The sequence below is a fragment of the Arthrobacter sp. 10T413_2 genome (genome assembly GCF_056394205.1).
On sequence record NZ_JBFTHK010000137.1, the window covers coordinates 1 to 11,794 of the forward strand.

Genomic DNA, 11,794 nt, shown 5'->3' on the forward strand with positions numbered 1-11,794 from the left:
GATCGCGGCTGGGGTGTTTTTACTGCTGGTCCTGCTGCTCGCCGTGCCGATCCTGAAGCTCGGGGGAGTGTTTGACGAAGTCCGGACCTCCATCCGCTCGATCAGCGACGGCGCCACCCCGCTCATGGACGAAGTCACCGCCACGGTGTCCACCACCAACGAACAGTTGAAGAAGGTGGACGGCATCGCCTCGAACGTCTCGGACGCTTCCGCCAACATTTCGGCGCTGTCCTCGCTCATGGCCGCCACCGTCGGCTCGCCGCTGATCAAGGTGGCTTCCTTCAGCTACGGCGTCCGCTCCGCGTTCACCGCCCGCAAAAAGCCCGCCACCGGCCGCCGCAGCCGCTAAGCCCACCTGGAGAACCTGATATGAACAGAATCATCTGGATGGGAATCGGCGTCGCGATCGGCGTCATCGCCTTCCGAAAGATCACCGAAGCCCGGTCCGCCGTCGGGCCCGAGGGACTCAACCGGGCCGTCGGGCGTCTGGCCGACGGCCTGTACGACTTCGCCGACGCCGTCCGCGAAGGCATGGGGGAGCGGGAAGCCGAACTCCGCGCCGCGCTCGGCGTGGACACGGCCCTGGCCACGGGTACCGATGGCATCGTTGCCCGCCGGGATGCAGTCCGGCGCTAGTCGGGAGAGAATTAGTAAGTACGGTGCCCGTCACGGGCACGCCGGCACCTCGGCACCTCCACGAAGGGTCTTGGAAAGATCAGGGCCCGGACCGGTGCCGGACCCCAACTTGTCCCGCGCAGCACAGCCGCGGGCCACACACCGCAGTGAATATTGAAGGGTAAGAAATCAGCTCATGAAGTCGCAGGAGATCACCAAGCGCTGGATCGACTTTTTTGTCAGCAAGGGACACACCGCCGTGCCCTCCGCCTCCCTGGTCTCCAGCGACCCCTCCCTGCTGTTCACGGTGGCGGGCATGGTGCCGTTCATCCCGTACCTGACCGCCCGTGAAGAGGCGCCCTACCAGCGGGCCACCAGCGTGCAGAAGTGCATCCGTACCGGCGACATCGAGGAAGTCGGCAAGACCGCCCGCCACGGGACGTTCTTCCAGATGTGCGGCAATTTCTCCTTCGGCGACTACTTCAAGGAAGACGCCATCAAGTTCGCGTGGGAATTGCTCACCACCAGCGTGGCCGACGGCGGCTACGGCCTGCCGCCGGAGCGGCTCTGGGTCACCGTCTACGAAGAAGACGACGAGGCCAAAGAGCTGTGGCTGAAGAACACCGGCGTGCCCGCCGAACGCATCCAGCGGATGGGCAAGGCCGACAACTACTGGTCCACCGGCCAGCCCGGCCCGGCCGGTCCCTGCTCGGAGATCTACTACGACCGGGGCCCCGCGTACGGCGTCGATGGCGGCCCGATCGCTGACGAGACCCGGTACATCGAGATCTGGAACCTCGTCTTCATGCAGTACCAGATCGACAACGTCCGCTCGAAGGTGGACTTCGACATCACCGGCGAGCTGCCCAAGAAGAACATCGACACCGGCCTCGGCATGGAGCGCCTCGCGATGATCCTGCAGGGCGTCGAGAACATGTACGAGACCGACCAGGTCCGTCCCGTGATCGACAAGGCTGCAGCGCTCTCCGGCAAGGAATACACCTCGGCCGAGACGCCCGAGGACCCGCACCACACCGATGACGTGCGCATGCGCGTCGTCGCCGACCACATCCGCTCGGCCCTCATGCTGATAGCCGACGGCGTCACCCCCTCCAACGAGGGCCGCGGCTATGTCCTACGCCGCCTGATCCGCCGCGCCGTGCGTTCCATGCGCCTGCTCGGCGTCGAAAAGGCATGTCTGCCGGAACTGCTCCCGGCCTCCCGGGATGCCATGAAGGGCGTCTACCCGATCGTGGAGACCGACTTCGATCGCATCAGCCGGATCGCCTACGCCGAAGAGAAGGCGTTCCTGCGCACCATCGCCTCCGGCACCGCCCGGCTCGAGGACGCCGTCAAGGAATCCAAGTCCGCCGGCCGGCCGCTCTCCGGCGCCGACGCCTTCGCCCTGCACGACACCTACGGCTTCCCGATCGACCTCACCCTCGAGATGGCCGAGGAAGCCGGGCTCAAGGTTGACGAGCCCGAGTTCCGCAAACTCATGCTCGAACAGCGCCAGCGCGCCCAGGCCGACGCCAAGGGCAAGAAGGGCGCCCACGCCGACCTCAGCGCGTTCCAGGAGCTCCTCGCCCAGGGCGAGACCGTCTTCACCGGCTACACCGAACTCCAGGGCGAATCCAAGGTCCGCGGCATCCTGGCCGGCGGGCAGAGGGTCTCGCAGGCCTCCACGGGCGATGAAATCGAACTGGTCCTGGCCGAGACGCCGTTCTACGCCGAGGCCGGCGGCCAGGCCGCCGACACCGGACTCATCACCGGCGACGGCTTCGTCGTCGAGGTCCTGGATGTCCAGCGTCCCATCAAGGGCCTGAGCGTGCACAAAGCCATTGTCCGCGAAGGCGAAATCGGCTCGGACGCCCTCGTCCAGGCCGCCGTCGACCGGGAACGCCGCCACGCCGCCGAACAGGCCCACACGGGCACGCACATTGTCCACGCGGCCCTGCACCAGATCCTCGGCCCGGAGGCCCTGCAGCGCGGCTCCTTCAACAAGGCCGGCTACCTGCGCTTCGACTTTGCCTGGGGCGAGGGCCTCAGCGCCGCCACCCGGTCCGAGATCGAAGAAGTCTCCAACATCGCCATCCGCAACAACTTCCGGGTGGAGACCAAAGTCATGGGGCTCGCCGAGGCCAAGGCCCTCGGCGCCATGGCGCTGTTCGGCGAGAACTACGGCAACGAGGTCCGGGTCGTGGAGATCGACGGCGCCTGGTCCCGCGAGCTCTGCGGCGGAACCCACGTTGAAAACACCTCGCTGATCGGCAGCCTGTCCCTGCTCGGCGAACAGTCCGTCGGCTCGGGAAACCGCCGTGTGGAAGCCTTCGTGGGCATGGACGCCTTCCGGCACCTCGCCGCCGAGCGCGCCCTTGTCACCGAGCTCACGGAAATGCTGAAGGTCCCCTCCGGGCTCCTCGCGGACCGGATCGCCACCACCTTGACCAAGCTCAAGACCGCCGAAAAGGAACTCGAGCGGCTCCGCAAGGAGCAGCTCACGGCTGCCGCGGCCCAGCTGGTGGGCACTGCCAAGGACGCCGCCGGCATCAAGGTCATTGCGCACGACGCCGGCCAGGTCAGCGGCGCGGATGACCTGCGCGGCCTGGCCCTGGACCTGCGGACCCGCCTCGGCTCCGAGGCCGCGGCCGTCGCCGTCGCGGGCGTCAGCAACGACCGCCCTGTGATCCTGATCGCCACCAACGAAGCGGCCCGGACCGCCGGAGTGAAGGCCGGTGCCCTCGTGCGCCTGGCCGCCGGAGTCCTTGGCGGCGGCGGTGGCGGCAAGGACGACGTCGCCCAGGGCGGCGGCACGGACGCCGCCAAGGTCGGTGCTGCCCTCAGCGCCGTCGTGGATGCCATTACCCGGCGATAAGCGGATCCCTACATGACTGAAGGTGCTGTGGCCGGCGTCTATCCCCGGGGCGTGAAGCTCGGGGTGGACGTCGGCACCGTCCGCGTGGGCGTCGCGGTCTGTGACCGCGACGGAATCCTGGCGACTCCGCTGCGCACGCTGCAGCGGAACGTGAAAAAGAACACTGACGTGCGCATCCTGGCCGGCTTGGCAGAGCAGCTGGACGCGGTGGAGATTTTCGTAGGACTCCCGCGGACCATGAAGGGCGAAGAGCACGCCTCTGCCCGCATGGCCACAGAGTATGCGCGGCTGCTGGCCGGTGCACTGCAGGACGCCGGATCCGTTATTCCGGTGCGCCTGATCGACGAGCGGCTCAGCACCGTGTCCGCCCACCGCGCCCTGCACGAAGCTGGCATGAGCAGCCGCGATCACCGTACAGTAGTTGATCAGGTTGCGGCGGCAGGTATTCTGCAACATGCGATTGATATGCAAAAGGCCAGGGGAACGGAGGTCGGAAACCGCGTGTACGCGGAGTCTGCGCCGGGGCCGACCGGAGGCGGCGCACAGACCGGCCCGGCAGTACAGACGCACTCTTCAGAACATGGAAGGCTACAGTGAGCCCGGTCAACAGTGATGACTCCTCCGGTGACGCCCTGAGTGGTGCCGGCCGACCGCTGACGCGCAAAGAGATCAGGGCCCGGGAAAAGCTCCTGGCGACGCAGGGACACAGCGTGATCCCGCCGCAGGCTTTTGAGACGGGACAGGGCGACCCGACGCCGGATCCCGCGCCGTCAGCCCGGATCCGGCCCCAAGACCCTGAAGCCCCGACGCCGGCGAGCGTCCCGCGGCAGGCCGGACCCGAACTTCCCGAAACTGCCCCGGAACTCCCCGAATCCGCCCCGACAGTGCACGAGGAAACCGTGCCTGACACCGCTGCCGACGAAGTGCCGGCCCGCGAAGTGCCTGCCCGCGAAGTGCCCGCCCGCGAAGTGCCGGCCCGCGAAGTGCCCGCCCGCGAAGACTTCACGCAGATCATCCCCATCCGCGATCTTCCCGCCCGCGAGGATGTGGGCCATGACGAGCCCGCCCGCGACGATGCCGCCCACGATGACGCCGTCTATGCCGCGGCAGGCCACCACGGCTACGCAGACCACCACGATGCGGCTGCCCACGATGCCGGCCCCCATGACGGTTACGCGCTGCACCCCCACGATGAGGCACACCATGTTTACGACGACGCCCACGCCCAGGCGCACCCGGAAGCCGAAGACCACGGCGACGCCGGCCACGACCTGATGGCCGGAGCCATCCGCTATAACAAGGTTCCGTCCAGGAAGATCCGCCGCCGGCGCCGCTTCCTGGCCCTGGTGTTGACGCTGACCGTGTTCGTCATTGCCATCGCCGTCGGCGCACAGTTCCTCAAACCGCTGCTGGGCGCCGACACCGCGGCAGACTACCCCGGACCGGGAACCGGCGACGTCACCGTCACGGTCGAACCCGGCGCCGGGCCGAAGTCCGTTGCCACCGATCTGCAATCGAAAAAGGTCGTGGCCAACGCGGACACGTTCCTCAAGGAGTTCAACGCCGCCGGCGGGTCCCTGAGCCCGGGCACCTTCACGATGCGCCAGGAAATGAAGAACTCCGATGCCGTGGCCATCCTGCTCAACAATGGCCAGGGCAAGGTGATGTACTTTGCACTCAATGCCGGCTTGCGGATCAGCGAATCCCTCCAGGCCATATCTGAGGGCACCGGGATCTCGGTCCCCGATCTGAAGACGCTCAGCGACGCGCCCGCGCAGTTCGGCGTCCCGGCCAAGGCCAAAAACCTTGAGGGCTTCCTGGCCCCGGGGGAGTACCGGTTCCCCCTGGGGACCCCCGCCAAGGACATCCTGCAGAAGCTCGTCGGCACCACCCTGGATGAGCTCAAGGCCCAGGGCATCACCGATCCCGCCAAACAGTACGACGTCGTGACGGTAGCCAGCATCGTCCAGGCCGAAGGCGGCCAGGCCGAATACGGCGACGTCGCCGGCGCCATCTACAACCGCCTCAAGCCCAACAACACCGAGACCAACGGACTCATCCAGTCCGATGCCACGGTCACGTACGGTCTGGGCATCCGGAGCTTCCACATCGATGAAGCCCAGAAGGCGGACAAGTCGAACCCGTACAACACCTATGCCAACCCGGGCCTGCCCGCCGGGCCCATTGGCTCTCCCGGCAAGACGGCGATCGACGCCGCCGCCAAGCCCAAGACCAATGACTACCTCTACTGGGTCACCATCAACCTGGACACCAAGGAGACCAAGTTCTCCAAGACCCTGGCCGAGCACCTCGGCTACGTGGAGCAGTACAACACGTGGTGCGCGGCCAACCCGGGACGCTGCGTATGATGCTGCGGGCGGCCGTGCTCGGGCATCCCATCAGCCATTCGAAGTCGCCCGCGCTGCACCGGGCGGCCTACGCCCACCTGGGCGTGGACTTCGCGTACTCCGCCATCGACGTGACGGAAGCCGCGCTGCCGGAATTCATGCGGCAGGTCAGGGATGAAGCGCGCACGGACGGCGTCTGGCGGGGGCTCTCGGTCACCATGCCGCTGAAAACCGCGATGGTGGCCGAAGTGGACGAGGTCCGGGGCGTGGCACGCGCTCTCGGCGTCGTCAACACCGTCGCCTTCGAATCCGGCGGCCGCAGTGCTGACCACACCCGGCTGGTCGCGTACAACACCGACGTTGCCGGCATCGTCAACGCGCTCCACCATGCGGGGGCGGCCACGGCGCCCACCGCTGCCGTCCTCGGCGGCGGCGGCACCTCGGCAGCGGCCATCGCCGCGCTCAAAGAACTCGGGGCTGCATCGGCTGATGTCTTCGTGCGGGACGTCAGCCGTGCCGCCGAGGCCCGGGCCGCCTCAGTGGCAGTCGGACTCCCCGTCCGAGTGCTTCCGCTCGCCGGCGCGGCCGCCGCGGTGGCCGCGGCCGACGTCGTCATCTCCACGCTGCCTCCCCGCGCGGCCGATGCGCTGGCCGGCGAACTGGCGGCCGAGCCGCCCCGACACGACGAGGCGGGACGCCGCGGCGTGCTCCTGGACGTCGCCTACGATCCGTGGCCCAGCAGGATTGCCGCCGTCTGGCTGGACGCGGGCGGGGCCGTGGTCCCCGGCCTTGAAATGCTCATCTACCAGGCAGTGGAGCAGGTGCGGCTCTTCACCGGGTTGGGCGAGGCCATGCCGGCCGGAGTCATAGATGTGATGTGTGACGCAGTCGGGGCGCCCCGACGGGTGTTCTAAGCTCCCGACATGGCAGGATGGAATTTATGTTGCGTTGGTTGACTGCCGGAGAATCCCATGGCCCGGCACTGGTCGGAATAATTGAAGGCGTGCCCGCCGGTGTGGAACTCACCAGCGCCCAGATCAGCGAGGCGCTGGCCCGCCGCCGGCTCGGCTACGGCCGCGGCGCCCGGATGAAATTCGAACAGGACGTCGTCACGATCCTCGGCGGCGTGCGGCACGGCCTGACCCAGGGCGGTCCCGTCGCCATCCAGGTCGGCAACACCGAGTGGCCCAAGTGGGAACAGATCATGTCCTCCGATCCCGTGGCCCCGGAAGTCCTGGCCGACCAGGCCCGGAACGCCCCGCTCACCCGGCCCCGGCCCGGCCACGCCGACTTCACCGGCATGCAGAAATACGGCTTCGACGAGGCCCGTCCGGTCCTGGAGCGTGCCAGCGCCCGCGAGACGGCCACAAGGGTCGCGCTCGGCACGGTCGCCTCCGCCTTCCTCAAGCAGCTCGGGATCGAACTCGTCTCCCACACCGTGTCCATCGCCAGCGTTGCGGTACCGGAAGGCCGGCCCCTGCCGGTCCCGGACAACGTGCTGGCCCTCGACGCCGATCCTCTGCGCTGCTTCGACCGCGAAACCTCCGACGCCATGGTGGCCGAAGTCGACGTCGCGCACAAGGAAGGCGAAACCTTGGGCGGTGTCGTCGAGGTGCTCGCCTACGGCCTCCCGCCCGGACTCGGCAGCTACGTCCACTGGGACCGGCGCCTCGACTCGCGCCTGGCCGCGGCCCTCATGGGCATCCAGGCCATCAAGGGCGTCGAGGTCGGCGACGGCTTCCTCACGGCGGCCCGCCGCGGCTCGGCCGCCCACGACGAGATCGTCAAGGACGCGAACGGCAAGATCATCCGCACGTCCAACCGCGCCGGCGGGATCGAGGGCGGCATGAGCATCGGCGACGTCCTGCGCGTCCGCGCCGCCATGAAGCCGATCGCCACCGTGCCCCGCGCGCTCAAGACCGTGGACGTCAGCACGGGAGAGGCCGCCAAGGCCCACCATCAGCGCTCCGACGTCTGTGCCGTTCCGGCCGCCGGCGTGGTGGCCGAGGCCATGGTGGCCCTCGTGCTCGCCGAGGCGGTCGCAGAAAAATTCGGCGGCGACTCCGTCCAGGAGACCGCCCGCAACATCAAGGGTTACCTGGACAACATTCCGGCGTCCCTGGACTCGATCGGCCACTAGTGCCGGTCTGGAACACCGACGGGCCCTCCGCCGCGGCGAAGCCCGCGGCACAACACGTCGGCCCGGTTGTCCTGATCGGTCCGATGGCCGTGGGCAAATCGGCGATCGGACAGCAGCTCGCGCAGCACCTGGGATCCGCCTTCGTGGACACCGACGCCGTGGTGGTGGCCCAGCACGGGACCATCGCCGAGATCTTCGCCAGCCGTGGCGAGCATGCCTTCCGTGAGCTGGAAGCCCGGGCCGTGGCCCGCGCTATCGAAGAGGCACAGGGCAGCAACGCCGTCATTTCGCTTGGCGGCGGTGCAGTCCTTGACTCCGGCACGCAGCAGCTCCTGGGCCGCTGTACCGTGGTGTACCTCGAATGCGACGCCGAGACCGTGGCGGAACGCATCGCCAGGAATTCGGGCCGGCCGCTCCTGGCCGGCGACGCCATGGGCCGGTGGCGGGCCCTCTTCGCCACCCGGCAGCCGGTCTACGAACGGCTCGCGGACCTGGTCCTGGATGTCCGGAGCGGCAGCGTTCCGGAACTGGCTCACCGGCTGGAAGATGCGCTGGGGGAGTATGCCGCGGCGAAAACCGCTGCCGTGCCCGCCCCAGCGGCGACAAAGGAAGTTGAAAAGTGAGTACCGAATCAACCGTCATCAAAGTCACCGGACAGACGCCCGGTGAGAACTACGACGTCGTGGTGGGCCGCGGCCTCCTGGCAAGCCTTCCGGGGCTCCTGGGCGAGCGCGTCAAGCGCGTCCTCGTCATCCACCCCCGCGCGCTCCGGCTCACCGGCGACACCGTCCGGGAAGAGCTGGCCGCCGCAGGCTTCACAGCGCTGACCGCCGAGATCCCGGACGCCGAAGAAGGCAAGCACATCGAAGTGGCGTCCTTCTGCTGGCAGGTGCTGGGGCAGAACGACTTCACCCGGTCCGACGCCGTCGTCGCGGTCGGCGGCGGCGCCGTGACCGACCTCGCCGGCTTCGTCGCCGCAACCTGGCTCCGCGGCGTCAAGGTCATCCACATGCCCACGAGCCTACTGGGCATGGTGGACGCCTCCGTCGGCGGCAAAACCGGCATCAACACCGCCGAGGGCAAGAACCTCGTGGGCGCGTTCCACCCGCCCGCCGGTGTCCTCGCGGACCTCGACACGCTCGAGACCCTGCCGAAGAACGAGATCATCTCCGGCATGGCCGAGGTCATCAAATGCGGATTCATCGCCGATCCCGCCATCCTTGAACTGATCGAAAAGGACCCATCCGCGGTCTCCGATCCCCGCTCGGACATCCTGCGGGAACTGATCGAACGCGCCATCAGCGTCAAGGCCCGTGTGGTCTCCGCCGATCTGAAGGAAACCGGCCAGCGCGAGATCCTGAACTACGGCCACACCCTGGGCCACGCCATCGAACTCGCCGAACGCTACTCCTGGCGCCACGGCGCCGCCGTCTCCGTGGGCATGATGTTCGCCGCCGAACTGGCCCGCAGCGTCGGCCGGCTCAGCGACGCCGACGCCGACAGGCACCGCAGCATCCTGGAAAGCCTCGGGCTTCCCATCACCTACCGCCGCGACCGCTGGCAGGCCCTCCTTGACGGCATGCGGCGGGACAAGAAATCCCGCGGCGACCTGCTGCGGTTCGTGGTCCTTGACGGCATCGGCCGGCCCGGCATCCTCGACGTCCCGGACACGTCGCTGCTGTTCGCCGCATACCAGGAGATCGCCTCCTGATGATGATGGTCAAGGGCGGCACGAGCGAGTGGCCGGATGCCGGGTTTCCCGGCATCCGGATCAATCCGCAAAGCCTGATGCCCCAGATCGTCAACGAAGACGCCATGGCCGCGGCGTTGGCGGCCTCGACCGACCCCGGGGACCTGGTGTTCGTCCGGCTCGTTGAAGGGCATGCGGCCGAGGCCGCCGAGCTCCTCGCCGAAGCCCGATACAGAGACCCCGGCTCGCTCCGGCTGCGGATCTTCGAGGCGGATGTGCTCCGGGTTTCGAACCGGTTCGACCGGGCCGTGGAGGTGTTCCGCCAGCTCCTCGCCGAAACCCAGGGCACCCTGGAAGAGGCGGCCGTCCGCCAGCACATGGGCCGGTCCTACTTCGCCGGCGGCAACGTCGGCGCCGCCGTCGAATCCTTCGCCAAGGCCCTCGATTTGCGGGTGGCCGGCTCTGCCGACGCGGCCCTCATCTACGCCTCCACGGTCGCGCTGCAGCGTGCCCGGGAAGTGCTGGAACAGCAGTCCTGAGCCGCCGTCGGGCAGCTGCCCACGGGAACCGGTAGAATAGAACTTGGATTTTTGACAAACACGCGCTGGCGGCCGCTTGGCATGCCGGCCCGGCATACGACGTCCGGCCGATCGCACCGGCCGACAAGAACCAGATAGAAACTAAGAGGATACAGTGGCAACCACTAACGACATCAAGAACGGAACCGTCCTCAAGCTTGAGGGCCAGCTTTGGAACATCATCGAGTTCCAGCACGTCAAGCCCGGCAAGGGTGGCGCGTTCGTACGCACCAAGATGCGCAACGTGATGTCCGGCAAGGTCGTCGACAAGACCTTCAACGCCGGGCTCAAGATTGAGACCGCCACGGTTGACCGCCGCGATTACCAGTACCTGTACCAGGACGGCGCGGACTTCGTCTTCATGGACACCTCTGATTTCGACCAGCTCACCGTCCCGGCTGCCACCGTCGGCGACGCCACCAACTTCATGCTCGAAAACCAAATGGTCAACATCGCCATCCACGAGGGCAACCCGCTCTACATCGAGCTGCCCCCGAGCGTCGTTCTCGAGATCACCTACACGGAGCCGGGCCTGCAGGGCGACCGCTCCTCGGCCGGCACCAAGCCCGCCACGCTCGAAACCGGCTACGAGATCCAGGTGCCGCTGTTCGTCGAGAACAACACCAAGGTCAAGGTCGATACCCGCGACGGCAGCTACCTCGGCCGGGTCAACGACTAGTGAGTGCCCGCGGTAAGGCCCGGAACCGGGCCCTCGATGTCCTCTTTGAGGCCGAGCAGCGCTCCGCCTCTGCGTTCGACGTACTGAAGTCGCGCCGCGAGCAGACAGACCAGATCGTCAACCCGTACACCCTCGAAATCGTCGAAGGCGTGGTGTCGCACCAGGCCGCCATCGACGAGTTCCTGGAAACCTACTCGCAGGGCTGGACCTTGGAGCGGATGCCCTCGGTGGACCGCATCATCCTGCGGATCGGCACCTGGGAACTGCTCTACAACGACGACGTCCCGGACGGCGTAGCCGTCAGCGAGGCCGTGGCCCTGGCCAAGACGCTCTCGACCGACGAATCGCCGTCGTTCATCAACGGCCTTCTCGGCCGGCTCCAGCAGCTGAAGCCTTCCCTGCTGGCCTAGGCTCCCGTCGCAGCGAAGAACCCCCGTCCAGGACTGACCTGGACGGGGGTTCTTTTCGTTCTCCGGGAAGACTTAGCCGATGACGGCGGCCCGGAGGGCGGCGATTTCGGCGACCTGGTGCTGCTCGTCGCGCTGGCGGGCCGGCACGTCCCGGCCACTGAGGATCTGTTGCCGGGTGAAAGCCAGCCGGGTGGCGGCATCGAACAGCGCCTTCATTTGCGCGCCCCGGCCCACGGACTTGGCCCAGCGCAGCGCAGCACGGCGGCCGCTGCTGGTGGCCAGCATGTCCACCTCGGCCGCGGTGAACCAGCCCGCGGCCGCGTATTCCCTGAGCCGCTGCCGGGTGAGCCTGCGCTCCGCCACCCGCAGGAGCACGATGACCAGTGCCGCCAGGAGGAAGATCGGCACCTACACGAACACGTACTGGGCCAGGAAATCCTGGCCCATGCTGTTCCAGCC

Annotated in this window: 12 protein-coding genes and 1 pseudogene; 12 read left to right on the plus strand and 1 reads right to left on the minus strand. The window is 67.7% G+C overall.

Annotated elements, in window-relative coordinates; translation table 11 throughout:
- Nucleotide 1 precedes the first annotated feature (1 nt).
- The 12 genes from AC1DBQ_RS17490 (at nucleotide 2) to nusB (ending at nucleotide 11,335) form a co-directional block, all read left to right on the plus strand.
- Nucleotides 2-349 (plus strand): DUF948 domain-containing protein, encoded by a 348-nt coding sequence (locus AC1DBQ_RS17490; protein WP_476929724.1) that lies wholly within the window; start codon nucleotides 2-4, stop codon nucleotides 347-349.
- A 20-nt stretch (nucleotides 350-369) separates the two neighbouring features.
- On the plus strand, nucleotides 370-636 hold the full coding sequence (locus AC1DBQ_RS17495) for a hypothetical protein (protein WP_237563479.1): 267 nt from the start codon (nucleotides 370-372) through the stop codon (nucleotides 634-636).
- Between the two features lie 175 nt (nucleotides 637-811).
- Nucleotides 812-3,490, plus strand: coding sequence for an alanine--tRNA ligase (gene alaS, locus AC1DBQ_RS17500; protein ID WP_476929725.1), 2,679 nt, complete (start codon nucleotides 812-814; stop codon nucleotides 3,488-3,490).
- Between the two features lie 12 nt (nucleotides 3,491-3,502).
- Nucleotides 3,503-4,087, plus strand: coding sequence for a Holliday junction resolvase RuvX (gene ruvX / locus AC1DBQ_RS17505; RefSeq protein ID WP_476929726.1), 585 nt, complete (start codon nucleotides 3,503-3,505; stop codon nucleotides 4,085-4,087).
- Nucleotides 4,084-5,859 carry an endolytic transglycosylase MltG gene (mltG, locus tag AC1DBQ_RS17510; RefSeq protein WP_476929727.1) on the plus strand — a complete coding sequence of 592 codons (1,776 nt, stop codon included), beginning with the start codon at nucleotides 4,084-4,086 and terminating at the stop codon, nucleotides 5,857-5,859. Before ruvX ends, mltG begins: the two co-directional genes overlap by 4 nt.
- Nucleotides 5,856-6,752 carry a shikimate dehydrogenase gene (locus AC1DBQ_RS17515; RefSeq protein WP_476929728.1) on the plus strand — a complete coding sequence of 299 codons (897 nt, stop codon included), beginning with the start codon at nucleotides 5,856-5,858 and terminating at the stop codon, nucleotides 6,750-6,752. The genes mltG and AC1DBQ_RS17515 overlap by 4 nt, the downstream gene beginning before the upstream one ends.
- Nucleotides 6,753-6,778: 26 nt before the next feature.
- Entirely contained in the window at nucleotides 6,779-7,978 is a 1,200-nt protein-coding gene (gene aroC, locus AC1DBQ_RS17520) for a chorismate synthase (RefSeq protein WP_476929729.1), read from the plus strand.
- A 71-nt stretch (nucleotides 7,979-8,049) separates the two neighbouring features.
- Nucleotides 8,050-8,601 (plus strand): shikimate kinase, encoded by a 552-nt coding sequence (locus AC1DBQ_RS17525; RefSeq protein ID WP_476929732.1) that lies wholly within the window; start codon nucleotides 8,050-8,052, stop codon nucleotides 8,599-8,601.
- Nucleotides 8,598-9,689 (plus strand): 3-dehydroquinate synthase, encoded by a 1,092-nt coding sequence (gene aroB / locus AC1DBQ_RS17530; protein ID WP_476929730.1) that lies wholly within the window; start codon nucleotides 8,598-8,600, stop codon nucleotides 9,687-9,689. The genes AC1DBQ_RS17525 and aroB overlap by 4 nt, the downstream gene beginning before the upstream one ends.
- Nucleotides 9,689-10,207: a tetratricopeptide repeat protein gene (locus tag AC1DBQ_RS17535; RefSeq protein ID WP_476929731.1), complete on the plus strand. Its 519-nt coding sequence runs from the start codon at nucleotides 9,689-9,691 to the stop codon at nucleotides 10,205-10,207. Before aroB ends, AC1DBQ_RS17535 begins: the two co-directional genes overlap by 1 nt.
- Nucleotides 10,208-10,361: 154 nt before the next feature.
- A complete protein-coding gene (gene efp, locus AC1DBQ_RS17540) occupies nucleotides 10,362-10,925 on the plus strand; it encodes an elongation factor P (RefSeq protein WP_056739180.1) in 564 nt (187 codons plus the stop codon).
- The gene (gene nusB, locus AC1DBQ_RS17545; RefSeq protein WP_091251831.1) at nucleotides 10,925-11,335 is read left to right on the plus strand and encodes a transcription antitermination factor NusB; all 411 of its coding nucleotides are present in this window, start codon (nucleotides 10,925-10,927) and stop codon (nucleotides 11,333-11,335) included. Before efp ends, nusB begins: the two co-directional genes overlap by 1 nt.
- A 72-nt stretch (nucleotides 11,336-11,407) precedes the next feature.
- Here the strand turns inward: nusB and AC1DBQ_RS17550 are convergent.
- Nucleotides 11,408-11,794 (minus strand): annotated as a pseudogene (locus AC1DBQ_RS17550) (PrsW family intramembrane metalloprotease); the annotation flags it as partial.